Annotated in this window: 16 protein-coding genes, 1 pseudogene and 1 riboswitch; of the genes and pseudogenes, 12 read left to right on the forward strand and 5 right to left on the reverse strand. The window is 67.1% G+C overall.

The annotated features are described in order from the left end of the window. Nucleotides 1–111 precede the first annotated feature (111 nt). From ACZYVJ_RS15655 to ACZYVJ_RS15690, 8 genes are all read left to right on the forward strand, one after another. Complete coding sequence (locus ACZYVJ_RS15655; RefSeq protein WP_463831856.1) at nucleotides 112–966, forward strand: SDR family NAD(P)-dependent oxidoreductase; 855 nt, start codon at nucleotides 112–114, stop codon at nucleotides 964–966. After that, nucleotides 966–2,366 (forward strand): aromatic ring-hydroxylating oxygenase subunit alpha, encoded by a 1,401-nt coding sequence (locus tag ACZYVJ_RS15660; protein WP_463831857.1) that lies wholly within the window; start codon nucleotides 966–968, stop codon nucleotides 2,364–2,366. Before ACZYVJ_RS15655 ends, ACZYVJ_RS15660 begins: the two co-directional genes overlap by 1 nt. Beyond that, complete coding sequence (locus ACZYVJ_RS15665; protein ID WP_463831858.1) at nucleotides 2,363–4,210, forward strand: flavin-containing monooxygenase; 1,848 nt, start codon at nucleotides 2,363–2,365, stop codon at nucleotides 4,208–4,210. The genes ACZYVJ_RS15660 and ACZYVJ_RS15665 overlap by 4 nt, the downstream gene beginning before the upstream one ends. Further along, nucleotides 4,207–5,175: an SDR family NAD(P)-dependent oxidoreductase gene (locus ACZYVJ_RS15670; protein WP_463831859.1), complete on the forward strand. Its 969-nt coding sequence runs from the start codon at nucleotides 4,207–4,209 to the stop codon at nucleotides 5,173–5,175. The genes ACZYVJ_RS15665 and ACZYVJ_RS15670 overlap by 4 nt, the downstream gene beginning before the upstream one ends. Before the next feature lie 13 nt (nucleotides 5,176–5,188). Next, entirely contained in the window at nucleotides 5,189–6,331 is a 1,143-nt protein-coding gene (locus tag ACZYVJ_RS15675) for a CaiB/BaiF CoA transferase family protein (protein WP_463833012.1), read from the forward strand. A 44-nt stretch (nucleotides 6,332–6,375) separates the two neighbouring features. After that, nucleotides 6,376–8,088, forward strand: a complete 1,713-nt coding sequence (locus ACZYVJ_RS15680; RefSeq protein WP_463831860.1) for a thiamine pyrophosphate-binding protein — start codon at nucleotides 6,376–6,378, stop codon at nucleotides 8,086–8,088. A 30-nt stretch (nucleotides 8,089–8,118) separates the two neighbouring features. Then, nucleotides 8,119–9,546: an aldehyde dehydrogenase family protein gene (locus ACZYVJ_RS15685; protein WP_463831861.1), complete on the forward strand. Its 1,428-nt coding sequence runs from the start codon at nucleotides 8,119–8,121 to the stop codon at nucleotides 9,544–9,546. Between the two features lie 237 nt (nucleotides 9,547–9,783). After that, nucleotides 9,784–11,784, forward strand: a complete 2,001-nt coding sequence (locus ACZYVJ_RS15690; RefSeq protein WP_463831862.1) for an acyltransferase family protein — start codon at nucleotides 9,784–9,786, stop codon at nucleotides 11,782–11,784. Nucleotides 11,785–11,786: 2 nt separating this feature from the next. Here the strand turns inward: ACZYVJ_RS15690 and ACZYVJ_RS15695 are convergent, their stop codons facing one another. Beyond that, nucleotides 11,787–12,446: an O-methyltransferase gene (locus ACZYVJ_RS15695; protein ID WP_463831863.1), complete on the reverse strand. Its 660-nt coding sequence runs from the start codon at nucleotides 12,444–12,446 to the stop codon at nucleotides 11,787–11,789. Between the two features lie 112 nt (nucleotides 12,447–12,558). Next, nucleotides 12,559–12,731, forward strand: a riboswitch (M-box (ykoK) riboswitch). Nucleotides 12,732–12,969: 238 nt separating this feature from the next. Here ACZYVJ_RS15695 and ACZYVJ_RS15700 point away from each other — a divergent pair. Further along, nucleotides 12,970–13,185 carry a hypothetical protein gene (locus tag ACZYVJ_RS15700; protein ID WP_463831864.1) on the forward strand — a complete coding sequence of 72 codons (216 nt, stop codon included), beginning with the start codon at nucleotides 12,970–12,972 and terminating at the stop codon, nucleotides 13,183–13,185. Nucleotides 13,186–13,299: 114 nt separating this feature from the next. Then, nucleotides 13,300–15,108, forward strand: a complete 1,809-nt coding sequence (locus ACZYVJ_RS15705) for an NRAMP family divalent metal transporter (RefSeq protein WP_463831865.1) — start codon at nucleotides 13,300–13,302, stop codon at nucleotides 15,106–15,108. Here the strand turns inward: ACZYVJ_RS15705 and ACZYVJ_RS15710 are convergent. Continuing rightward, nucleotides 15,103–16,044, reverse strand: a pseudogene (locus tag ACZYVJ_RS15710) (NADP-dependent oxidoreductase); the annotation flags it as partial. The gene ACZYVJ_RS15705 and the pseudogene ACZYVJ_RS15710 overlap by 6 nt on opposite strands. Nucleotides 16,045–16,212: 168 nt before the next feature. On the opposite strand from ACZYVJ_RS15710, the gene ACZYVJ_RS15715 reads away from it, so the two are divergent. Then, on the forward strand, nucleotides 16,213–16,824 hold the full coding sequence (locus ACZYVJ_RS15715) for a hypothetical protein (protein WP_463831866.1): 612 nt from the start codon (nucleotides 16,213–16,215) through the stop codon (nucleotides 16,822–16,824). A gap of 12 nt (nucleotides 16,825–16,836) precedes the next feature. On the opposite strand, the gene car is transcribed toward ACZYVJ_RS15715, so the two are convergent. Together car and ACZYVJ_RS15725 are read right to left on the reverse strand one after the other, a co-directional pair. Further along, the gene (gene car / locus ACZYVJ_RS15720; RefSeq protein ID WP_463831867.1) at nucleotides 16,837–20,418 is read right to left on the reverse strand and encodes a carboxylic acid reductase; all 3,582 of its coding nucleotides are present in this window, start codon (nucleotides 20,416–20,418) and stop codon (nucleotides 16,837–16,839) included. Between the two features lie 144 nt (nucleotides 20,419–20,562). Continuing rightward, nucleotides 20,563–21,318: a L,D-transpeptidase gene (locus ACZYVJ_RS15725; RefSeq protein WP_463831868.1), complete on the reverse strand. Its 756-nt coding sequence runs from the start codon at nucleotides 21,316–21,318 to the stop codon at nucleotides 20,563–20,565. 403 nt (nucleotides 21,319–21,721) lie between these two features. Here ACZYVJ_RS15725 and ACZYVJ_RS15730 point away from each other — a divergent pair, with 403 nt between their 5' ends. Next, on the forward strand, nucleotides 21,722–22,654 hold the full coding sequence (locus tag ACZYVJ_RS15730; RefSeq protein ID WP_463831869.1) for a LysR family transcriptional regulator: 933 nt from the start codon (nucleotides 21,722–21,724) through the stop codon (nucleotides 22,652–22,654). Here ACZYVJ_RS15730 and oxc read toward each other — a convergent pair. Next, nucleotides 22,638–24,389 (reverse strand): oxalyl-CoA decarboxylase, encoded by a 1,752-nt coding sequence (gene oxc / locus ACZYVJ_RS15735; protein ID WP_463831870.1) that lies wholly within the window; start codon nucleotides 24,387–24,389, stop codon nucleotides 22,638–22,640. The genes ACZYVJ_RS15730 and oxc overlap by 17 nt on opposite strands. Between the last annotated feature and the right edge of the window lie 119 nt (nucleotides 24,390–24,508).

Here is a 24,508-nt window from a genome sequence, read left to right on the forward strand (position 1 = left end):
AGATCGGAATAGTGTTCTCCAATGGACAGAATGCGATATTTTGTCCGGACAAAATGAGTAGAGATCCCGCTGCGGACGCGTGACGCGAATGGCGGCAGGGGAAAGCAGGTCATGGCCGATCACGAGGAACTTCTAGGGCTCGGCGGCCGCGTCGTGGTGGTTTCCGGCGCGGGCGGGGGCGGCATCGGCACGACCGTCACCGCCATGACCGCGCGGGCCGGCGCCACCGTGATAGCGGTGAGCCGGTCGAAGGAAAACCTCGACGAACACGTCGCCCCGCTGGCCAAGCAGGGGCTGCCCGTGGTGCCTGTCGCGGCCGACGCGGCCACCGACGAGGGCATCGCAACGGTGATCGACCACGCGCGCCGCGCCGACGGCGACTTGTACGGATTGGTCAATGTGGCCGGCGGCGCGGAGCCGTCGACGTGGATGCCGTCGACCCGGGTGGCGCGCGACGACTGGCGCAAGATCTTCGCCGATAATCTCGAAACGGCATTCTTCATGAGCCAGGCCGTCGCCAGGGAACTCCTCGCGCAGCAACGACCGGGGTCGATCGTGTCGATCTCCTCGATCAGCGGCATGAACACCGCACCGTTTCACATCGCCTACGGGACGGCCAAGGCCGCGATCGCGGCGATGACCCGCACGATGGCCGTCGAGTTGGCGCAGGCGGGAATTCGGGTCAACGCCGTGGCGCCCGGGGTCACCGAGACCGCGGCTTCGCGCACCTATGTCGACGAGGACCCCGAGCGGGATCGGCAGGCGATCGCGATGGGTCGGCGTGGGCGGCCCGAGGAGCAGGCCGGCGCGATCCTTTTCCTGCTTTCGGAGCTGTCGAGCTACGTCACCGGCCAGACGCTGCTCGTCGACGGCGGCCTGGACCTCAAGTGGACCCACCTCGGCGCCGACAACACCTCGCTGTTCTTGCATGACGAATCCTTCCGTGCCGCGATTAGGAGAATGTGATGACCGATCTGGCCAAGGGCGCGAATCCCGAAGCGGCCGAGGAACTCTCGATGCCGATGACAATAGGGGTCGAGGCGTACATCTCCGAGGACTATGCCCGCGCCGAGCGCGACAAGCTGTGGCGCAAGGTCTGGCAGCAGGTCGGCCGCGTCGAGGAGTTGCCCGAGGTGGGCAGTTACCTGACCTACGACATTCTCGACGACTCGATCATCGTGGTGCGCACCGGCGACAACGAGTTTCACGCCCACCACAACGTCTGCATGCATCGCGGCCGCCGGCTGATCGACACCCCCGAGGGCGCCAAGAACGCCTGCGCGCGAACCCGAAAGTCGTTTGTCTGCGGCTTTCACGGCTGGACCTACGGCCTCGACGGCGCGTGCACCCACATCCGCGAGCAGCGGGACTGGCAGGACGCGCTCACGCCCGACAACACCCACCTGCGTCCGGTACGGGTCGACAGCTGGGGTGGCTGGTTGTGGATCAACATGGATCCCGACTGCGAGCCGCTGGCCGACTTCCTGTTTCCCGCCGCGAAGATCCTCGACCCGTTCGGCCTGGAGAACATGCGCTACAAATGGCGCAAGTGGCTGTCCTTCGACTGCAACTGGAAGGTCGCGCTGGAGGCCTTCAACGAGACCTACCACGTCTATACCACCCATCCGGAATTCAACAAGTTCGGCGAGTTCAAGGGCTGGGCGAAAGCGCAAGGCAAGCACAGCCATATCGGCTACGACGCGCCCGAGGACATGGAGGCCACCAAGTCCAAGATCCGCCTGGGCATCGGCGACGATCCTCGTGTCTCGACCGCGGAGATGCAGGTGTACACGATGGAGGAAACCAACGCCACCACCACCCAGACGCTGGTGAACGCCGCCAAGCGGCTGGTGGACGAGTTGCCCGAGGGGACACCGGCGGACAAGGTGCTCGAGCACTGGCTGGCGTCGGCGCGCCGCGACGACGAAGCCCGCGGGGTGATCTGGCCGACGATCCCCGCCGACATCCTCGGGCAGGCCGGCACCGCATGGCAGATCTTCCCGAACTTCCAGATCGGCCAGGGGCTGACCAGCGCGTTGTGCTACGGCGCGCGGCCGCACCCCAGCTACAACCCGGACAAGTGCCTCTTCGAGGTGTCCGTCTTCGAGCTGTATCCGAAAGGCCAAGAGCCGCAGACGGAGTGGGAGTACACACCGGTCGGCAACCCCGGGTGGCGCTCGGTGCTGCCGCAGGACTTCTCCAATATGGCCGCCGTGCAGCAGGGGATGAAGTCCCTGGGCTTCCCGGGCACCAAGCCCAATCCGTACCGCGAGCGCAGCACGGTCAACCTGCACTACCAATTGTCGAGGTATATGGGAGCCGGTGAGCCCCAGGAACTGTCAGGTAAGGAGCACCCCCGGGCATGACGATGTATCAAGACGGTTGCGGGCCCACGCAGACGCCCGACGACTTCGACATCGCCGCGCTGCGCGAGAAATACGCCCACGAACGCGAAAAGCGGCTGCGTAAAGAGGGTTCCAAGCAGTACATCGAGCTGGAGGACGATTTCGCCGGCTACTACGAAGTCGACCCGTACACGCCCGCGGCACCGCGTGAGCCGATACGCGAAGACATCGACGTCGCGGTCCTGGGCGGCGGCTTCGGTGGCCTGCTGTCGGCGGCCTACCTGAAGAAGGCCGGCGTCGACGACGTCCGCGTCATCGAACTGGGCGGCGACTTCGGCGGCGTCTGGTACTGGAACCGGTACCCCGGCATCCAATGCGACAACGAATCCTACTGTTACATACCGCTTCTCGAAGAGCTCGATTTCATGCCCTCGAAGAAGTTCGCCGACGGTGCCGAGATCTACCAGCACTGCCGCAACATCGGCAAGCATTTCGGCCTCTACGATTCGGCGATCTTCTCCACCCAGGTGCACGACCTGAGGTGGGACGAGGCGATCAAGCGGTGGCGGATCAGCACCAACCGCGGCGACGACATCCGCGCGCGGTTCGTCGTCCTGGCGTCCGGCCCGTTCCACCGCCCGAAACTCCCCGGCATTCCGGGGATCAAGGACTTCAAGGGCCACGCGTTCCACTCGTCCCGGTGGGATTACGACTACACCGGCGGCGACGTCAGCGGCAATCTGGACAAGCTGGCCGACAAGCGCGTCGCGGTGGTCGGCACCGGCGCCACCGGCATCCAGATCGTGCCCTTCCTCGCCCGCGACGCCGAGCATCTCTACGTCTTCCAGCGGACGCCGTCGACCGTCGACGCGCGCAACAACACCGCGACCGACCCGGAATGGGTCAAGACGCTGCGGCCCGGCTGGCAACGGGAGCGGCAGCGCAACTTCCACTCGTGGACGTTCGAGGGGATGGCGCTGGGCCAGCCGGATCTGGTGTGCGACTTCTGGACCGAGCTCGGGCGCAACACCGCCGCCCGGGTACTCGCACTGGACGATCCCGCGTCGCTGACCCCCGAGCAGTTCATGGCGATCCGGGAAGAAGAGGACTACAAGATCATGGAGCGGCTGCGGCGCCGCATCGACAGCCTGATCGACGACGGCGCGACCGCCGAAGCCCTCAAGCCCTATTACCGCTTCCTGTGTAAGCGCCCCTGCTCCAACGACGACTACCTGGCCAGCTTCAACCGGCCGAATGTGACGCTGGTCGACGTGTCGTCGAGCAAGGGCGTCGAACGCGCGACCGAAAAGGGTTTGGTCGCCAATGGTGTCGAGTACAAGGTCGACTGCATCATCTACGCCAGCGGCTTCGAAATCACCACCGAGATCAGCCGCCGCTACTCGATCGAAACGATCGAGGGACGCGACGGTCTGTCGCTGTTCGATTACTGGGGCGACGGCTACAAGACGCTGCACGGGATGACCAGCCGTGGCTTCCCAAATCAGTTCTATACCGGCTTCACCCAGGTCGGCATCTCCGCCAACATCGCCGCCAACTACGAGCTGCAGGGCGAGCACATCGCCTACGTCATCGCCGAGGCGCTGAAACGGGGCGCGACCACCGTGGAGCCCAGCCAAGCGGCGCAGGAGCAGTGGTGCGCGACCATCCGGGAAACCGCGGTCGACAACTCGGCCTTCGACGCCCAATGCACGCCTGGCTACTACAACAACGAAGGCGGCGGCGGGGGAGAAGGAATCCGGTCACACCTGGGCGAGCCGTACGGCCCCGGGTTCTACGCCTTCGAGGACCTGCTGCGGGTGTGGCGGGACAAGGGCGACCTGGACGGGTTGGTGCTCGGGACTTGAGCGAAACCCAGGGCCCGCAACTGCGATTCGACGACCGCGTCGCCGTGGTGACCGGAGCTGGTCGCGGGCTGGGCCGCGCCTACGCACACCTGCTCGCCTCGCGCGGGGCGAAGGTGATCGTGAACGACGCCGGCGGCAACATCGACGGCGATGGGGCCGATGACGGGCCGGCCGATCAGGTGGTCGCCGAGATCACCGCGGCCGGGGGAGAGGCCGTCGCATGCAGCGCGTCGGTGGCCACCAGCGACGGCGGGCAGGAAATCATCCAGACGGCGGTCGACACCTACGGCGGCATCGACATTCTGGTGCACAACGCCGGCAACGTCCGTCGTGGCTCGCTCAAGGAGATGAGCTACGAGGACTTCGACGCCGTGCTCGACGTGCACCTGCGCGGCGCCTTTCACGTGGTGCGGCCGGCCTTTCCGCTGATGTGCGAGGCGGGCTACGGCCGCGTCGTGCTGACGTCGTCGATCGGCGGTTTGTACGGAAACCACAACGTGGCGAACTACGCGGCCGCCAAGGCGGGCGTGATCGGGCTGTCCAATGTCGTCGCGCTCGAAGGCGCCGCCGAGGGCGTGCGGTGCAACACGATCGTGCCGGCCGCGGTGACGCGGATGGCCGAAGGCATCGACACCTCGGCGTATCCGCCGATGGGCGCGGAGCTCGTTGCGCCGGTGGTGGGCTGGCTCGCGCATGAATCGTGTTCGGTGACAGGCGAATTGTTCATCGCGCTGGCGGGTCGGGTGGCGCGGGCCGTCGTCGTGGAGAGCCCGGGCGTGAGCCGGCCGTCGTGGACCGTCGAGGACGTCGGCAGCCACCTGGATGCGATCAGGTACGTCGAGGCGCCGCTCATCTTTCCGGTCGTCCCGGACGGACACAACGAGCACATCCGCTACAGCTTCGAACTGGCTCAGAGGTCAAACGAACTACATGACTCAACCGACCAAGGAGCGCTCAATGGCTAGCCCGACGGGCCCGATGGCCGGTGTGCGCGTGATCGACCTCACCGCGATGGTGATGGGCCCGTACTGCACCCAGATCATGGCCGACATGGGCGCCGACGTGATCAAAGTCGAACCACCGCAAGGGGATAACACCCGCTACATCTCGGTGGGACCGGCGCCCGGCATGAGCGGGGTGTTCGTCAACGTCAACCGCGGCAAACGCAGCATCGTGCTGGACCTGCAGACCGACGCCGGAACGCGCGCGCTGCGCGCCCTGATTGAGACCGCCGACGTGTTCATTCACTCGATGCGCGCCAAGGCGATCGCCAAACTCGGCTTCGGCTACGACGACGTCGCCGCGATCAATCCCGCTGTCATCTACACCAATTGCTACGGATACGGGCGACGCGGGCCCGACCACGACCGTCCCGCCTACGACGACACGATCCAGGCCGAATGCGGCCTGCCTGCGGTGCAACAGCAACTGACCGGCGAGGCCGATTACGTCGGAACCATCATGGCCGACAAGATCGCCGGGCTGACGGCGCTGTACGCGACGACGATGGCGCTGTTCCACCGCGAGCGCACCGGCCAGGGGCAGGAAGTCGAGGTCGCCATGTTCGAGACCATGGCCTCGTTCATGCTCGTCGAACATGCCAACGGTGCTATGTTCGACCCCCCGCTGGGACCGGCGGTGTATCCACGCACCGTGGCACCCAACCGCCGCCCGTACCGCACCAGCGACGGCCACATCGCCGCGCTGATCTACAACGACAAGCACTGGAACGCCTTCATGAAAGCCGTTCAGCCCGCGTGGGCCAGCGATCTGTATTCGACGCTGGAACAGCGCGCCCGCGAGATCGACACCATCTACGGGCTGGTCGCCGAGACGATGAAAGAGCGGACCACCGCCGAGTGGCTGGCGCTGCTGCGTGAACTCGAGATACCGGCCGCACCGCTGAACACGCCCGGCGCGCTCTTCGACGATCGGCACCTCAACGCCGTCGGCATGTTCGAGACGGTGGACACCCCGCACGGGCCGGTGCGCTTCCCGGGTGTCCCCACCTGGTTCTCGCAAACACCGGGACGCGTCGCGGGACCGGCGCCCGAGCTCGGCGCCGATACCGCGGCGGTTCTCGACGAGCTGGGCCTGGCCGTCGACGCCAACCCTGGATAACACTTGCTCAACGAAACAGATTGTCAGTGAAGGAGTTTCCCACGATGGCCGTGCCCGTCTACAAACGCATCCTCGACCTGTTCGAGGCCGAGGGCGTCAATACCCTGTTCGGCATTCCTGACCCGAACTTCGTGCACATGTTCGCCGAGGCGGACGCGCGCGGCTGGTCGGTGGTCGCGCCGCATCACGAATTGAGCGCGGGATTCATGGCCGAGGCGGCGTCGCGGATGACGGGCAATCCCGGCCTGTGCATCGGCACGCTCGGCCCGGGCATGGCCAACATGGCCGGAGCGATCCAGTGCGCGCTGGTGGAGAACTCGCCGGTGATCTTCCTGGGCGGCCAGCGGGCCCGCGTCACCGAGCGCCGGGTGCGCCGTGGCCGCATTCAATTCGTCCAGCAGGAGCCCCTTTTCGCCGCCTCGGTGAAGTACAGCTCGTCCATCGAGTACGCCGACCAGACCGACGAGATCATCCACGAGGCGATCCGGAAGGCCATGTCCGGCACCCCTGGTCCGTCCTACGTCGAGTTCCCGTCGCACGTGATCCTCGAGGAGCTCGACGTCGACGCCGCGCCGCCACCGTCGGCCTATCGCCTGGTGAACCAGGGCGCGGGCACCCGCGAGGTGGCCGAGGCCGTCAAGCTGATCCGCGAGGCGAAGAGTCCGGTGCTGCTGGTCGGCCACGGCGTGCACACCTCCCGCACCCAACAGCAGGTCAAGGAGCTGGCCGAGCTGATGGCCTGCCCGGTGATCCAGACCTCCGGCGGCACCTCGTTCATCCCGGGACTGCAGGACCGGACGTTCCCGTACTTGTTCTCCCCGGCCGCCAACGAGGCCGTCGAGGAATCCGACCTGTGCCTCGCGCTGGGTACCGAACTCGGTGAGCCGATGCACTACGGCCGGACCCAGCATTGGGCCGGAAACAATGCGAACCGCAAGTGGGTGCTGGTCGAGCAGGATCCGACCGCCATCGGCGTCAACCGCCCCGTCGACGTGGCACTGGTCGGCGATCTGCGCGGCGTGGTACCGCAGCTGGTCTCCGCGCTCAAGGATTCCCCACGCAAACCCGCACCCGCGCTGGGGGTCCTGATCGAAAAGGACACGAAAGAGCTTGCGGATATGGCGGAGTCGGCGCCGTCTGGATGTTCGCCGATCCATCCGGCGCGCTACGTCGTCGAGGCCACCAAGGCGTTCAACGAACTCGAGGACGGCATTCTCGTGCGCGACGGCGGCGCGACCGTGATCTTCCAGTGGACCTACTCGCAGTCCAAACCGCGCGACGTGATCTGGAACCAGAACTTCGGCCACCTCGGCACTGGCTTGCCGTACGCGGTCGGGGCGTCGGTCGCCGAGGGTGGAAAGCGCCCGGTGATGCTGCTGACCAGCGATTCGGCGTTCCTCTTCCACATCGCCGAGTTGGAAACCGCTGCGCGGCAAAACCTTCCGCTTGTGTGCGTGGTGGGCGTCGACCACCAATGGGGCCTGGAAGTGGGCGTGTACAAGCGCACCTTCTCCCAGCCGTCGCCGCAGCCCGGTGTGCACTGGAGCAAGGACGTCCGGATGGACAAGGTTGCCGAGGGCTTCGGTTGCCACGGCGAGTACGTCGAGAAGGAAGAGGAGATCGGCCCGGCGATCGCTCGTGCCTACGCCAGTGGCAAAGTCGGTGTAGTGCACGTGTGCATCGATCCGAAGGCCAACTCCGAGGAGATGCCCAAGTACGACCGATTCCGGACCTGGTATGCCGAAGGCACTCAGTAAGGCCCCACAGTAAGAAAGAGGATCGATGTCATGCGCGAATACCTGAAATTCTACATCGACGGACAGTGGGTCGACCCGGTGCGCCCCAACTCCTTCGACGTCGAAAACCCGGCAACCGAGCGGGTTTCCGGAAAGATCTCGCTGGGATCGGCGGCCGATGTCGACGTGGCGGTCAACGCCGCCCGGCGAGCCTTCGCCGGCTGGTCGCAGAGCACCCGCGAGCAGCGCCTAGACCTGTTGCAGGCCATCCTCGCCGAATACCAGAAGCGCGCGGACGATCTCGCCGAGGCGGTCACCGAGGAGATCGGCGCGCCGCCCTCGCTGGCCGCGGGGCCGCAGGTGTTTCTCGGGATCGGTCACCTCACCACCGCGATCGATGCGCTGAAGAACTTTTCGTTCGAGGAACACAAGGGGGCGACGCTGATCGCCAAGGAGCCGATCGGCGTCTGCGGTTTGATCACGCCCTGGAACTGGCCGATCAACCAGGTCGCGGTCAAGGTCTACCCGGCGCTGGCGACCGGCTGCACCGTCATTCTGAAACCCTCTGAGGTGGCGCCGTATTCGCCCTACATCTTCGCCGAGATCCTGGATGCCGCAGGCGTGCCGGCCGGGGTGTTCAACCTGATCAACGGCGACGGCGCGGGCGTCGGCGCGGCCCTGGCGAGCCATCCCGACATCGACATGGTGTCGTTCACCGGGTCCACTCGCGCCGGTGTGGAGGTGGCCGCCAACGCCGCCGCGACCGTGAAACGAGTGACCCAGGAACTCGGCGGCAAGAGCCCCAACATCGTCCTCGACGACAGTGGCTTCGCCGCGGGCGTCAGCGCCGGCGTGGCCAACATGATGCCCAATTCCGGCCAGAGCTGTAACGCGCCATCGCGCATGCTGGTCCCCAATTCCCGGATGGACGAGGCCATTGCGATCGCGCGGGAGGTCGCCCAGAAAATCCAGGTGGGAAGCGACGACGCGACGGCCATCGGACCGGTGGCGTCCAGGACGCAGTTCGAGAAGGTGCAGCGCCTGATCCAGCAGGGCGTCGACGAGGGCGCGACCGTCGTCGCGGGAGGCCCGGGCCGGCCGCCCGGGATGGACAAGGGTTACTACGTCAAGCCGACCGTCTTCGCGCACGTCACCAACGACATGACGATCGCCCGCGAGGAGATCTTCGGGCCGGTGCTGTGCATTCTCGGCTACGACGACCTCGACCACGCCGTCGAGATCGCCAACGACACCCAATACGGCCTCGCCGGCTTCGTTTCGGGGGCCGATCTCGACACGGCGCGCGACGTCGCCCGCAAGATCCGCGCGGGATGGGTGACCATCAATCATGCATTCGACATGAACGCACCGTTCGGCGGATACAAACGCAGCGGCAACGGTCGCGAATGGAGCGAATTCGGTTTCCACGAGTACCTGGAAGTCAAGAGCACCCTGGGCTACGCGCCTGACAAGGCCTGACGCGCCGGGCCGAAATCCGAACGCAGCACGGCAAAAACCCCTCGCGTGTCCTCCACCTGATCCTGCGCGCCCGCCTCTAGGCTGGCTTGCTGAACTCAACAGGAGGAGCAGCGACGTATCGGCATCAACTATGGCGCCGGGCGAGATGGTAACTACGGCGCGCTGACAGCAAGCACCGAGCCGGGCGGGTCTCAACCCGCACCGGCTCGTCGTACTCGGCCCCGATGGGTCGCTCCCATGCGCCGCGTCGGCAGGCTGGCGATCTGGGACCAGCCGGAGCGGGCCAGCGGAATTCCGGCACTCGACGGACTGCGCGCGATCGCGGTTGCGCTGGTGCTCATCGGGCACGGCGGCATCCCCGGCGTCAGCGGCGGATTCATCGGCGTCGACGTGTTTTTCGTCCTCAGCGGATTCCTGATCACCTCGCTGCTGCTGGATGAACTGGGACGCACCGGCCGTATCGAGCTGACCGGCTTCTGGATCCGGCGCGCCCGGCGACTGCTGCCCGCGCTGGTGTTGATGGTGCTCACCGTGGCCGCGGCTCGCCAGCTGCTGCCCGACCGGTCGCTGACCGGGCTGCGCGATGACGCCATCGCGGCCTTCGTGTGGATGGCGAACTGGCGGTTCGTCGCCCAGAAGACCGACTACTTCACCCAGGGCGCGCCGCCCTCGCCGCTGCAGCACACCTGGTCGCTCGGGGTGGAGGAGCAGTACTACTTCATCTGGCCGGTACTGCTCATCGCGGTCACCCTGCTGCTGGCCGCCCGCGCCAGGCGCCGCTCGACCCGGGCCACCGTCGGCGGTGTGCGATTCGCCACCTTCCTCATCGCCACTGTGGGCGCACTGGCCTCCGCGGCGCTCGCCATCGTCATGACATCGGATGGCACCCGCGACCGGATCTACTTCGGCACCGACACCCGCGCGCAGGCGTTGTTGGTCGGCGCCGCGTCGGCCGCCCTGCTGGTGCGGGATTGGCCGTCGATGAACCGCGGCTGGTGCATGATCCGCACCCGATGGGGGCGCCGGGTCGCCCGCGTTCTGCCGCTGCTCGGGTTGGCGGGGCTGGCGGCGGCGACGCACTACGCCACCGGCGCCGGCAGCGAATTCCGGCACGGCCTACTGATCGGGGTCGCGATCGCGGCGGTGATCGTGATCGCACCCGTCGCGCTGGAGCAGCGCGGCCTCGTCGCCCGCGCGCTCGCGTTGCGGCCGCTGGTGTGGCTGGGCACCATCTCCTACGGCGTCTACCTGTGGCATTGGCCAATCTTCTTGGCGCTCAACGGCGAACGCACCGGGTGGTCGGGGCTGCCGTTGTTCGCCGCGCGTTGCGGTGCCACGCTCGTGGTGGCCGGGGCATCGTATTGGCTGCTCGAACAACCCATCCGGCGCTGGCGACCGGCGCGGGTGGCACTGCTGCCGCTGGCGGCGGCGGCCGTGGCCAGCGCGGCCGCGGTGACGTTGTTCATGATTCCGGTGGGCACCGGGCCCGGTGTGCGCGAGGCCGGACTACCGCCCGGCGTCTCGGCGGTCGCGGCCGTCTCGCCGTCGCTGCCCGGGGGAAGCCGGCCGGGGCCGCGAGATGGCAACCGGCCGTTCACCGTTTCGGTGTTCGGTGACTCGATCGGGTGGACCTGGATGCACTACCTGCCCCCGACGCCGGGGTTTGCGTTCCTCGACCACACCGTCATCGGCTGCAGCCTGGTGCGTGGCACGCCGTACCGCTACATCGGCCAAACCCTGGAGCAACGATCCGAATGCGACGGCTGGCCGATTCGCTGGTCGAGGCAGGTCGGCCAGGACCAGCCGGACGTCGCGCTGCTGGTCATCGGCCGCTGGGAAACGGTGGACCGGGTCAACGAGGGCCAGTGGACCCACATCGGCGACCCGACCTTCGACGCCTACCTCAACGGTGAGCTGGAACGGGCGCTGACCATCGTGGGTTCCACCGGTGTCCACGTGGTGGTCGCCACCGTGCCCTACAGCCGGGGCGGTGAAAAGCCGGACGGCCGGCTCTATCCGGAGGACCAGCCGGATCGGGTCAACCTGTGGAACACCATGTTGCGCAAGACCGTTAGCCACCACCCGAATGTTGCGATCCTCGACCTGAACAAGAAGTTGTGCCCCGACGGTGTCTACACCGCCAAGGTCGACGGCATCAAGGTGCGCAGCGACGGCGTCCACCTCACCCCCGAAGGGGTCAAGTGGCTGACGCCGTGGCTCGAGGAATCGCTGAGGTAGTTCTAACCGCTTGTGCGGCAGCTGATCTCCATGCTGTCGCTGTCGCGAACCTGGAAGTTGAAGCTCACGTAGCCGTTCTCGAGGTTGCGCACCCGGTCCAGATACGGCGCCATGTCGGCCGAGCTGGCGTTGTCGGCGATGACCAGCACACCGGGTGACAGGCGGGGTTCCAGCAGCTCCAGCACGGGTAGGTACAGGTCCTTCCAGCCGTCGAGCAACACGAACTCGACCGGCCCCGTCAGGTCCGAAAGCGTGGACAGCGCGTCGCCTTCGAGGATGGTGATGACATCGTCGAGGCCGGTCTCGGCGAAGGTCTGCTTGGCCGCGGTGATCTTGGTCTCGCTGAGTTCGGTGGTCACCACCCGGCCGGCGCCGTTGTCGCGCACCGCGGCGGCCAGGTGCACGGCGGAAATGCCGAAAGACATGCCGAATTCGACGATGGTCGCCGGGCGGGTGGCGCGGACCAGTGAATAGAGCAGCCGGCCCGCCTCCGGTGTCACCGGGATGTAGAACTCGCTCATCGCTTCGGCCCGCTCCTGGGCGGTCATCGGGCGATCGAACGTGCCGCGCCGCTCGCGCAACAGCGGCATCTGGTTTTTCGACTCGGCGTACATGCGGTCGAGCGTCGAAGCGACCCGGGCATCCTGCAACGTTGTGGTCATGGGACCGAGCCTAGGCGCGCAGGCTGGGCGGGCGCTGGGAGAGCGGCGCAGGGTGTCAGGGATCCGTTAAGCGTTTGACGAGGCCGCGACCGCGGTGTCACTATGGACCCCGCAAGCACCTCGGTAGGTGAGGCGTCTGCATGGATACAGGCCACTGACCCCGAACGTCGAGAGACGCCCCGGGTCAGGACAGCTCTTCCCGGACCCAAGGGTTGAGCCCAAGTGGCTTCTGGAATGTTCCGGATACGCCGTGCAGTGCCGAAGCTCCGACGAGAGGGGTGCGACCCGCGGCATGTGCCGTGCGTCATTCCTGCCTCTTTCGTTCAGGTGATGTGGTGACACCCGCGTGTGTCTTGGCCGTGAGGAGGTGAGGGCGAGATGAGTCCCGGCGATAGTCCCTATCCGAAATCCGTCTTGTCCCGATCCGGTTCCGGCATTTCTTTCACCGCCTGACCTCTCCTGGTGCTGCGCGGCTGACACGCCGTGCCGACGCCGATCGGGCCTCCGTCAGGAGAAGAAGATCATGGCTTTTGTTATCACGCACCGTTTTTCCGCTGCTTCCCGGATGCGCGGCCGCTCGATGCTGCGTGCAGGCCGGTTGGTGGCCAACAGGTTTCACCTGCCGGCCAGCCTGACCCCGCAGGAGCGGGCCAACATGTACGTGTCGAGGATGCCGATCGCGATGATCACCGCGTCGCTGGGTGGCCACGCCTCGGGTTCGGACAGCAACCACCGTTGAAACACTGCCTCGCCGACGGGTGACCCAGCGCGCCCGTCGCCGAGGGCGCGTTGAGTGCCGCGACCACGACTGCCTCACCGCGAGGTGAGAACTGTTCGAGATAGCGAGGATTCGATGACTTCGATCGACACCGGCGGCGGCCGCCGCGACGCCGCGTTCGGCCGGACCGATGCCGCGCCGGAAGACGCACGTCGCGAGGCACAAAGCCCGACCGTGCTGGATTCCGCGCACGTCGGCGACATCGTCGGCGCGTTCGGGCGCATTCGGCGCGATGGGGACGGCGGCTACGGGGCGTTCAGTGGACGGTGGCGCCGCCTGCGCACACTGGCCGTCATCACCGGTCCCGGGCTGATCGTGATGGTGGGCGACAACGACGCCGGTGGCGTCGCGACCTACGCGCAGGCCGGCCAGGACTACGGCATGGGCCTGTTGTGGACGCTGGCCCTGCTGATTCCGGTGCTGTACGTGAACCAGGAGATGGTGCTGCGGCTCGGTGCGGTGGCCCGGGTTGGGCACGCGCGCTTGATTTTCGAGCGGTTCGGCAAGTTCTGGGGCGCCTTCAGCGTCGGTGATCTGTTGGTCCTGAACGCGTTGACGATCGTGACCGAATTCATCGGCGTCTCACTGGCTCTCGGGTTCCTGGGCTGCCCGAGGATCGTCGCCGTCCCCGCCGCGGCCGTGCTGCTGTTCGCGGTGGTGGCCGGCGGGTCGTTCCGCCGCTGGGAGCGGCTGATGTTCCTGCTGATCGCGGTGAACGTGTTGATCTTTCCGATGGTGTGGCTGGTGCATCCGACCCCGAAAGCGGCCGTCGCGGGTCTGATCCCGCAGTTCCCGGGTGGGCTCAACTCGACGGTGCTGCTGCTGGTGGTCGCCATCGTGGGCACCACGGTCGCGCCGTGGCAGTTGTTTTTCCAGCAGTCCAACGTGGTGGACAAGCGCATCACGGCCCGCTGGATCCCTTACGGGCGAGCGGATTTGGCCATCGGAATCTTCGTGGTCATGGTCGGCGCGACGGCGTTGATGGCGGTGGCGGCGTTCGGATTGACCGGCACCACCGATGCGGGCCACTTCACCGATGCGGGCGCGGTCGCCTCGGGACTGTCGAAGCATTCGGGCGGCACGCTGGGGGTGCTGTTCGCGATCATCCTGCTGGACGCGTCGCTGATCGGCGCCAACGCCGTGGGCCTGGCGACCACCTATGCGGTCGGTGATGCCGTGGGCAAGCGGCACTCGTTGCATTGGAAGATCAGCGAGGCCCCGCTGTTCTACGGTGGCTACGCGATGCTGCTCGGGGTCTCGGCGGCGGTGTCCTTCAGCCCCGACCACATCCTTGGCCTGGTGACGCAGGGGGTCCAGGCGCTCGCCGGTGTCCTGCTGCCCTCGGCCACCGTCTTTCTGGTGCTGCTGTGCAACGACCGGGCGGTGCTGGGTCCGTGGGTGAACACGGTGCGCCAGAACATCATTGCGTGGACAATCGTGTGGTGCCTGGTGCTGCTGTCGCTGGCGTTGACGGCCGCCACATTCTTCCCGGACCTGTCCACCGCCACGCTCGAGGAGGGCCTGGCGGGTGGAGCGGTGCTGGGCGTCGTCGGCGGCGCGGTGATGATCCTCGCCGGCCGGCGACACCGCAACCTGACCGACGCCGAAGCCATCGTGCGCACACTCGGCGGCGGCCTGGACCCGGAGGAGGTCGACGAACTCGACGAGGCCTCGTCGCTGACGCCTGCCGAGCGGCGGGCCTTACGTCGCCAGGACCGGGCCGGCTGGCAGACTCCCAACCTTGCGTTGCTCGATCGGCCGGCAATGTCACCGATGCGCCGGGCCGGGCTGTTCACCCTGCGGGGCTACCTGGTGGTGGCGGTCGCCTTCGTCATCATCAAAATCGTGCAGGCCGGTGTGGTCGGGCCGGCCGCCTCGCTGTGAGTTAGTCGGCAGCAGAACGATTTTACCGTGGGTGTGCCGCTGCTCCAGCTCGGCGTACGCGTCCGCTACCCGGTCCAGCGGGTAGGTCGCGGCAACGTCGAACTCGATGGCGCCGGAAACGATCAGGTCGGCAATTTCGGTGAGCACCTCGGGCGTCGAGGCCTCCATGCTGCCCTCGGTCTTGGCGCCCACTTCGCCCGCTTTCTGGAACGAGATGATGGTGTCGATCCGCTCGGGCGCCACGCCGAGATCGACGGCGAGCTGGACGTAGTCCGGCCCGAACAGGTCGATGAATGCGTCGATGCCATCGGGCGCCGCCTCGCGCAGCCGCCCGGCGAGCCCGTCACCGTAGGCGACCGGGATGACGCCATGCGCGCGCAGCCAGTCGGCGTTGCCTGGCCCGGCGATGCCGAGCACCCGCGCCTCGCGCAGCACCAGGAGCTGCACCACCAGGCTGCCCACCCCGCCTGCGGCGGCCGACACGGCGATCGTCTCACCCGGTTGAGGCGCCACCGCGCGGACGGCCGCGTAGGCGGTCGCCCCGACCACGTAGAGCGAACCCGCTGCCTCCCAACTGAGTTGGGCCGGCTTGCGGATCAATTGGCTCACCGGGACCGCGGCGTGGGTGGCGTGGCTGGACCGGCGCAGGCTGAATCCCAGCACTTCGTCGCCGACGGAAAATTCGGTGACGCCGGGTCCCACGGCAGTGACGACGCCGGCCAGGTCGCTGCCCTGTCCGGAGGGGAAGGTGGCCGGGAACATCGCGTGCATCGCCCCGACCCGGATGCCGGCCTCGCCGGGGTTTATCCCGGCGGCTCGAACCTCGACGATCACCTCACCCGGCCCGGGCGAGGGCATCTCGATGTCGGCGACGTACAACACCTCGCGTCCCCCGTAACGGTCGAACCGTACTGCGCGCGCAGCTGCAGCCGTCATGCCGATCTCCTTCCGCGCGACGATGCTCTCACCCACGCCAGCATAGGCACCCGAAGTGCTACCCACCGGGCGCCGAGTGGGCATATGTTCGGTTTACATCAGCATTCGCCGGCGGCGTCGGGAGCCGCGGTGAAAGCCGGATACCGATGACACGTGGAAGGAACATGCGTGGAAGTTGATCGGATCGGCATCGCCGGCTGGGCCGTTGCCATCGTCGTGGTCGGCGCCGCCAGCACCGGGTGCGGCGGCGCCGACAAGGCCTCGCCCCCATCGGCGTCGAGCACCACCGCATCGACCAGTTCGAGCGCGGTGACCGGCCCGCCCTCGGGCCAACCCTCGGATTACGGGTTCTTGCTGATCAAGCCGAACGACGTCGGCGGCGGTCTCACCGCGCCGCAGTCGCCCATGCTCAACCCCAACAACGCACCGGGGGTCGCCCAGCTGTTCGCCAACGCCGATAGCAGCCGCCGGATGTGGGACACCATCACGGTCGCCGCGGATCCGTCGGCGGCCGCCGCCGAATTGGCTTCCACCCAAAGCGGTTACAACGGCAAGGTGAACGGGAGTTGGCAACCGCTGGCCGTGGGCGCCAACGGCGGGACGATCTCGGGCATGTCGCCGGACAACTCCCAGGCGATGACGGTCTTGGCCTTCACCGAAGGCAAGGCGTTGGTCACCCTGGAATTCGACAGCTCGCCGACCGACCCGATCGATCCGGCCATCGCCCTCGACATCGCTCGCAAGCAGGATGCCGCGGTGAAGGCCGGACTGCCCAGCTAGCCCCGGCGGCGGTTACACCAACCCCAGCAAGCGCAGATCGGCGACGTACTTGTCGATCAATGTCGCCGATAGATGCGGAATGTCTTCGTCTGCGCCAATTTTCGCCGTCCGTACGGCGTTGCGGAACACGTCGGTGGGGGCCGGGGCGCCGCGCAGCGGCGTCTCCGGTTTCCGGTAGGCGTCCAGCAACGGCAGCACCGAATGCTGGCGCTGCTTGTCGGGCAGGGCGCGAAGGGCAGTCGTGAACCGGCCCAGCCACTCGTCGTAGTCGTCGATGCGCCGGATGTCGTGCCCGGCGGCGATCAGCCAGTCGACGAACACATCCAGCGAGATGCCGTCGTCGTGCGGGTTCATCACGTCGAAGGACCGATAGGCACCGGAATCCTGGGCGGCCGTGGCGATCTGTTCGCCGAGCGTGGTCACCGCCTCGGCCACGAAGTCGGCCGGCAGTCCGTCGTAGTGGGCGACCGCCCGGTTTCCCCGCGGATCGGTCTGGTAGAAGGAAGCCGGTGCGATACCGGTGGTCAGCAAGCTGAATATCAAGCGGGTGAACGCATCCGGAACATTGAGCTGTCCGGCATATCGGCTGTGCGCCAGGATCATGTCGGACCGGAAGACCGCGACCGGCAAGGCGCACAGGTCGTGTGCCTCGCGCAGCAACACCTCGCCGGCCCACTTGCTGTTCGCGTACCCGTTCGCATAGCTGTCATCGACCGGCCGCAGCGCGCTGACGGTGCGGATGTCGCCGTCCTCGGCGAACGCGGCCGGATCGACCGACAGGGCCACCGCGACGGTCGACATGTACGTGACGGGCTTGATTCGCGTCGTTATCGCCAGGCGGATCAGCTCCGCGGTGCCCACCACGTTGGGGCCGAACAGTTGGTCGTAGGGCAACACGTGGTTGACCAGTGCGGCCGGATGCACGATCAGATCCACACTCTGCGCGAGGCGTTCCCAGGTGCCTTGCTCCAGGCCGAGTTTCGGGTCACCGATATCCCCGACAATGACCTCGAGATGATCGGCGGCCAGCGTGCGGAACCGCTCCAGCAACCGCGGATCACCGCTGTCGAAGACGGCCTCCAGTCGTTGGGCAGCCGCCGCGGCATCTGCGGCGCGGATGATGGAGATGAGCGTTCCGCCGGTCTCGGCCAGCCGTTCGAGCCACTCCAAGATCAGGAAGCGGCCGAGGTAGCCGTTGGCGCCGGTGAGCAGGACGGTCTGCGGCGTGCCGCTCGCGCGCGGCAGCGCCGGGGCCTCGGCCAGGGTGGTCGCGTCGATGAACTTGTCCAAGGTGAGGTCCGCGGCACGGACCTGCGTCGCGCCTCGGCCGTGCACGGTTGCGAAGGTCGGCCGCCGTGACCCCGATTCACGTTCGGATTCAACGTATTCCGCGAGCTGACCCAGGTCGGTCGCCGGGCCGGTGATCATTCCGACGGGCACCTCGACGCCGAAGATGTCACGCAGCAGGTTGGAGAACGTCAGCGCCGACAGGGAGTCGCCGCCGAGCTCGATGAACAGCGCGTCGGGGGCCGGCGGCCCGCCGGCCAGGCCGAGCAGCGCCTCGGCGGCGCGGGTGAGGGTGAAGATCACCGGCCGGTCGGCCGAGCCTTCACGCAAGGCACGCAATTCTGTCACCCGATTTTCGGCCAGCTCCGCGTACAGCTGTTCGAGCCGGGCACCGTAGTGCTCTTTGAGTTTGGGCCGCAGCAGCTTTCCCACTCCCGAGAGCAGACCGTTGTCCTCGCTGAACGGCTCAGTCTCGACCACGAAGTCGACGGGCACCTCGTAGGACTGCAGCTCGGCCAGTTTGGCCGTCTGGCGCAGGGATTCGCCCAGGGCGGCCTTCAGGCCGTCGGCGTCGCCGGCGAACTTCTCCGCGGCATCGGAGGTCGGGACGACAACGGCCAACAGGTAGGGGCGTTCGCTGTTGCCGTAGACGAAGATCTGCCGCACCAGGGCGGCGCTGGAGAACACCGCCTCCAGGCGCGCCACGGCGACGAACTCGCCCTGGGCCAATTTCAGCACGTTGTTGCGGCGGTCGACGTAGGCGAGCCGGCCGGGCTCCAGCTCGGCCATCACGTCACCGGTGCGGTAGTAGCCCTCGGGATCGAAGGCCTTGGCGGTGACATCCGGTCGTTTGAAGTACCCGGGTGTGGCGGTCAGCGACTTGACCAGCAATTCGCCTCGCGGATAAGGCTTGTCGGTGCGGAAGTAGCCCAACTCGGGAACATCGATGAGCTTGTAGTCCAGCACCGGTGGCCGGTTGATCCGGCCGTCCTTGGTCACCATGCCAACCTCGGTCAGGCCGTAGCCGTCGAGAACGTGTACGTCCAAACAGGTTTCGATAAAATCGCGCATCTCGGCCGCCAGCGGCGCCGTGCCGCAGAAGGCGGTCACAACGCGTCCACCGAGGACCTGCTCACGCAGCTCGGCCTGAGCCCGCGCCTGTGCCGCGGCGGTGTCGGCGCCCGCAACTTCGAATCGATCGACCGCACTCTGGTAGCGCTGGTACAGCATCTCCGCCACCCGCGGCACCAGCCCCATCTCGGTGGGTCGCACCAGGTTCCAGTCGTCGAACAGGGTGGACAGGTCGCTCTCGGGGACGAAGTAACTGGTGCCGCCCGCCTGGAACGCCGTCGACAGCGGTATCCGGCCGCCCAGGTGATTGAGAGGCATGAAATTCACGTTGATCACCGGCGTGTCGGGAAAGTCGGGCATCAGTTCGTTGGTCCACAGCCGGCACAGCATCCGCTCGGTGTACATGGCGCCCTTGGGCAATCCGGTGCTGCCGGACGTGTACATGATCATGGCCAGCCGCTCGTCGGTGTCGCCGGTGAATATCGGCTCCGGCGGCAGGGCCCGCCCGCGTCCGGTCACGTCGTCGAGGGTCTCGATGGTGACCGCGATGCCGGCGCGCGCCAGCTTCGCCTGCGCGCGATCGACGGCCTCGCGTTGTTCGTCGACCTCGGGCCGGTAGTCGAAGACCACGACCCGCCGCAACGACGAGCTACCCAGTGCCGCTTCGACGGCGAGGTCGAGATAACCGACACCGGCGGCCAATGTGGAGGGCTCGACCTCCTCGACGATCGGCCGCAGCCGCGAGGCCGTCGTGTTGTGCTGCAGCGGCACGGCCACCAGCCCGAGGTAGGCACAGACAAGATCGATGGTGAGGTACTCGGCGCTCGCGAAACCGACGGTGGCGACGACGTCGCCGGGCGCGACGGGATTGCTGGCGTCCTGTCGCCATGCGCCGGCGATGGCGCGGACGTTGGCCCACAGTTCGCGATAGGTCATGGTGTCGAACCGGGGCAGCACTTGCGCGCTGGTTCGGCCGGTGGCGGGGTCGGTGGTCAACGAGCGTGCGCGCCAGCCCAGTGCGGGGCGGTCGGCGTAGCCCTCGGCGAAGATCTCCAGGATCTGCGGCAGCCTAAGGCCGGGTTCGCGTGCCGCGAGCTGCAGGGCGGCATCGGGTTTGGTGGTGCGGAACTCCTCGTCGCGGGCGTCCAGGTCGCGGATGCGGTCGGCTACCTGTCGGCGCGCCGCGCTGATCGGGCCTGTAGAGCTAACTTTCGCGCGCTTCGCGTCATCGGTCATGGCCCGCCTCTCGTTGACGATCACTCGTCTACCTGAACGAGCCCCCGGGGGCCAGGCTTCCATTCAATGCTTGTGACGGTTGTCACACCGCGGCGGAGGCGCGCTTCCAAGCCGCGCGAAACGCCGCGGAGAGGTCGTTGGCGCTCAGGCCACGACCTCAATGGGATCGCCCACGTTCACCTCGTTGAAGTACCAGGCGGCGTTGTCCGGGCTGAGGTTGATGCAGCCATGGCTGACGTTGGCGTTGCCCTGGGAATCAACCGACCATGGGGCGGAGTGCACGTAGACGCCGCTCCAGGTGACGCGAACGGCGTATGAGGCGGTGATCTTGTATCCCTCGGGGGAACTGAGCGGGATGCCGATGGTCCGCGAGTCCATCACCACGGTGCGCTGCTTTTCCAGCGCGGTGAAGCTACCCATCGGGGTGGGCCGGCTGGGCTTGCCCATCGACGCGGGCATGGTGCGCAGCACCTCTCCGTTCCTGCTCACTGTGAAGGTGTGCTTGGAGATGCTGGCTACACCGAGGAGTGCATCGCCGGTGTCAAAGCCCGTCGACAGGGCCTGCACGCCCACCGACACGTGGGTGTGGGCAGGCCAATACTGGTTCGGCACCCACTGGACGACGTTGTTCTGGACCCACTGGAAGTGCCCGGGGGTGCCGCTAGGCGACGTCACGTGGATTGACCGTTCGACCGCGCCCCGATCGGCGACCGGGGCGGTGAACGTCACCACGACCGGTTGGGCCACGCCCACCACGTCGCCGTCAGCGGGCAAAATCGAGGCGACTTCGGGGCCCGGTTGCGGTAGCGGCACCGCGGCGGTGCTGCGGCCGACCGGTGCCACCAGGCCCACAGCCGTGATCGCGACCATAACAAATAGATAACGAACACCTCGACGCATAGCGTCCACCCTTCGAGATGGTGCGACCAACACACCGATATCCTACTGGTTACCCGCTAACCACCGGTTTCAGCAAACAATGACAGCTCGGCCCGGTTGCCACGGTCACGATTCGATCACCGATTAAGTTCAACAGGACCGGAGCGCGGCGGATTGGGTAGCGCCGCGCGGCATCGCCATCCCTGACCTTCGCTGGAGCCCGCGCCACAGTTGCGTGAAAGCGGCACCGAGGCTTCGGCTTTCATGGCCGCGACTCGCCGGTCAGCCCGCTTGGCCGAATTTGTAGGAATAGCCGCAGAAGTCGTGGGTCAAACGTTCGGCTTGGCCCGCCCACCGGCGACGCGTTAGCCTCAGCGGGATCGGCGCGTTACGCCGAGCCCGAGCCCGAGCCCGAGGAGTGCGGGTGCTCTTCCGTCAACTGGAGTATTTCGTCGCCGTCGCTTCGGAGCGGCACTTCGCCCGGGCGGCCGAGAAATGCTTTGTCTCCCAGCCGGCGCTGTCGGCCGCGATCGCCAAGCTGGAGCGAGAACTGAATGTCACGCTGATCAACCGCGGGCACAGCTTCGAGGGCCTCACACCGGAAGGCGAGCGGTTGGTGGTGTGGGCCAGGCGGATTCTCGCCGAGCACGACGCGTTCAAATCCGAGGTGGACGCCGTGCGCTCGGGCATCACCGGAACCTTGCGGCTGGGCACCGTTCCCACCGCGTCCACCACCGCGTCACTGGTGCTCTCGGCGTTCTGTTCGGCGCACCCGTTGGTGAAGGTGCACATCCTGTCCCGGCTGGCGGCCACCGAACTGTACCGGCGCCTGCGCGAGTTCGAGATCGATGCCGCCATCGTGCATGCGGCGCCCGACGAGGCCCACGATGTGAACCTGGTTCCGCTGTACCAGGAGCGCTACGTGCTGTTGGCGCCCGCGGACATGGTGGGATCCGGTACGGCGACGATGACCTGGGTCCAGGCCGCACAGCTCCCGCTGGCGTTGCTCACCCCCGACATGCGCGATCGCCAGATCATCGACAAAGCGTTCGCCGACCAGTCGATCACCGTCACCCCGCAGGTCGAAACAGATTCCGTCGCATCGTTATTCGCGCAGGCGTCGGCGGGCAACTGGGCGTCCATCGTGCCGCACACGTGGCTGTGGACGTCGCCGCTGGGGCCCGACATCCGGGCCGTGGAAATGGTCGATCCGGTGCTCAAAGCCGATGTCGCCCTGGCCACCAACTCGAGCGGACCCGGATCGCCGATCGCCCGCGCGCTGGCCACGTCCGCCGGGCAGCTTTCGCTCGACGAGTTTTTCGACGCGCAGCTGTTGGGGCTTACCCGCCGGCGCTGACCGCGGCCGCCGGGCGGGTGGCCGCGCTGGCCGGGTTCAAGTTCGACAGGTGCCCGCTCTCCACCCCCGCCGCCGGGTCGAGTTCGCAGTCGATGAGCGCCGGCGCACCCGAGCCGATCGCCTCCGTCAGCGCCGCGCGCAGCTCCGACGGGGTGGCGGCGTGATATCCCTTGCCGCCGAACGCCTCCGCGAGCAGCTCATGGCGCGCCCGGCCGCTCAGCACGGTCGGGGCCGGATCGGATCCCGTTGCCGCCGCGCCGGCCGTGGACTCGTCGCCGCGGTATACGCCGCCGTTGTTGAGGATGACGACGGTCACCGGCAGCCGGTAGCGGCAGATGGTCTCGATCTCCATGCCGCTGAAGCCGAATGCGCTGTCGCCCTCGATCGCGACCACCGGCTTGCCTGTCTCGACGGCGGCTCCGATGGCATAGCCCATGCCGATACCCATCACGCCCCAGGTTCCGGTGTCCAGCCGGTGCCGCGGCAACTCCATGCCGATGACGTTGCGGGCCAGATCGAGCGCGTTGGCTCCTTCGTTGACGACATACACGTCGCGGTTATCCTGCAGCACAGAGCGAATCGCGCCGAGGGCGTTGTAAAACCGCATGGGGCGCGGATCCTCGTTCAGGCGCTCGCTCATCTTGGCGTCGTTTCGCGCGGTGCGCTCGGCCAGTTCGCCGATCCAGTCCGGCGGCGCGGTGATCGCCTGAGCTGCTGCGCCGTCACACAGCGCGGACATCACCGAGCCGATGTCGCCGGCCAGCGGCGCAGCGATCTGCTGGTTGCTGTCGAACTCGGACGCGGCGATGTCCACCTGCACAAACTTGGCTTTCGGGCTCCATTGCGGTGACTCCCCATGGCCCAGAAGCCAATTCAGCCGGGCACCGACCAACAGCACCGCGTCGGCGCGCGAGATCGCCAGCGAGCGGGCTGCCGCGGCCGACTGTGGGTGTGAATCCGGCAGCAGGCCCTTGGCCATCGACATCGGCAGGAACGGAATCCCGGTGGTCTCGACGAAATTTCGAATCTCGTTGTCGGCCTGGGCATACGCCGCACCTTTGCCGAGCACGATCAACGGCCGCTGCGCTTGGGCCAGCACGCCCAGCGCACGGTCGATCGCGTCCGGCGCCGGCAGCTGCCGCGGTGCGGGATCGATCACCCGCCAGACCGTGCCCGCCGCGGCGGCGGCGTCCATCGCCTGGCCCAGGATCTCACCGGGGATGTCCAGGTAGACGCCGCCGGGCCGGCCGGAGACCGCGGTGCGAATGGCGCGCGCGACGCCGCGCCCGATGTCCTCGATCCGGCCGATCCGGTAGGCCGCCTTGGCGAACGGCTTTGCGGCACTTAGCTGATCGATGTCCTGGTAATCGCCGCGCTGCAGATCCACCAGCGCCCGATTGCTGGAGCCGGAAATCTGGATCATCGGAAAGCAATTCGTCGTGGCGTTCGCCAGCGCGGGCAGAGCATTGAGGAAGCCGGGCCCGGACGTGGTGAGGCAGATGCCGGGACGCCGGGTGAGGAATCCTGCCGCGGCCGCGGCGTTACCGGCCGAGGCCTCCTGCCGAAAACCGATGTAGCGGATTCCCGACGCCTGCGCGACGCGCGCGAGGTCGGTGATCGGGATACCGACGATGCCGTAGATGGTTTCGACCTCGTTGGCCTTGAGCGCGTCCACCACGAGGTGAACGCCGTCGATCAGGCCCGTCGGGTTCGGAGATTCCGAAGCGGTGGACATGTGGCGACTCCTCGGTGCTGTGCGGTATTGCCTCGGCCAACACTGTGACCCCAGCGCACCCCACGTGTCCAAGACGAGGGCACTATCCGGCGATTTACGCCGTCTATCGTGGCAGCTCA

This window comes from Mycobacterium sp. IDUB_3, assembly GCF_055419585.1.

What these genes read in the sequence shown, in the direction of transcription:
- ACZYVJ_RS15655 (WP_463831856.1), top strand. Translation starts at nt 112, where the DNA reads ATGGCCGATCACGAGGAACTTCTAGGGCTCGGCGGCCGCGTCGTGGTG.
- ACZYVJ_RS15660 (WP_463831857.1), top strand. Translation starts at nt 966, where the DNA reads ATGACCGATCTGGCCAAGGGCGCGAATCCCGAAGCGGCCGAGGAACTC.
- ACZYVJ_RS15665 (WP_463831858.1), top strand. Translation starts at nt 2,363, where the DNA reads ATGACGATGTATCAAGACGGTTGCGGGCCCACGCAGACGCCCGACGAC.
- ACZYVJ_RS15675 (WP_463833012.1), top strand. Translation starts at nt 5,189, where the DNA reads ATGGCCGGTGTGCGCGTGATCGACCTCACCGCGATGGTGATGGGCCCG.
- ACZYVJ_RS15680 (WP_463831860.1), top strand. Translation starts at nt 6,376, where the DNA reads ATGGCCGTGCCCGTCTACAAACGCATCCTCGACCTGTTCGAGGCCGAG.
- ACZYVJ_RS15685 (WP_463831861.1), top strand. Translation starts at nt 8,119, where the DNA reads ATGCGCGAATACCTGAAATTCTACATCGACGGACAGTGGGTCGACCCG.
- ACZYVJ_RS15690 (WP_463831862.1), top strand. Translation starts at nt 9,784, where the DNA reads ATGCGCCGCGTCGGCAGGCTGGCGATCTGGGACCAGCCGGAGCGGGCC.
- ACZYVJ_RS15695 (WP_463831863.1), bottom strand. Translation starts at nt 12,446, where the DNA reads ATGACCACAACGTTGCAGGATGCCCGGGTCGCTTCGACGCTCGACCGC.
- ACZYVJ_RS15700 (WP_463831864.1), top strand. Translation starts at nt 12,970, where the DNA reads ATGGCTTTTGTTATCACGCACCGTTTTTCCGCTGCTTCCCGGATGCGC.
- ACZYVJ_RS15705 (WP_463831865.1), top strand. Translation starts at nt 13,300, where the DNA reads ATGACTTCGATCGACACCGGCGGCGGCCGCCGCGACGCCGCGTTCGGC.
- car (WP_463831867.1), bottom strand. Translation starts at nt 20,418, where the DNA reads ATGACCGATGACGCGAAGCGCGCGAAAGTTAGCTCTACAGGCCCGATC.
- ACZYVJ_RS15725 (WP_463831868.1), bottom strand. Translation starts at nt 21,318, where the DNA reads ATGCGTCGAGGTGTTCGTTATCTATTTGTTATGGTCGCGATCACGGCT.
- oxc (WP_463831870.1), bottom strand. Translation starts at nt 24,389, where the DNA reads ATGTCCACCGCTTCGGAATCTCCGAACCCGACGGGCCTGATCGACGGC.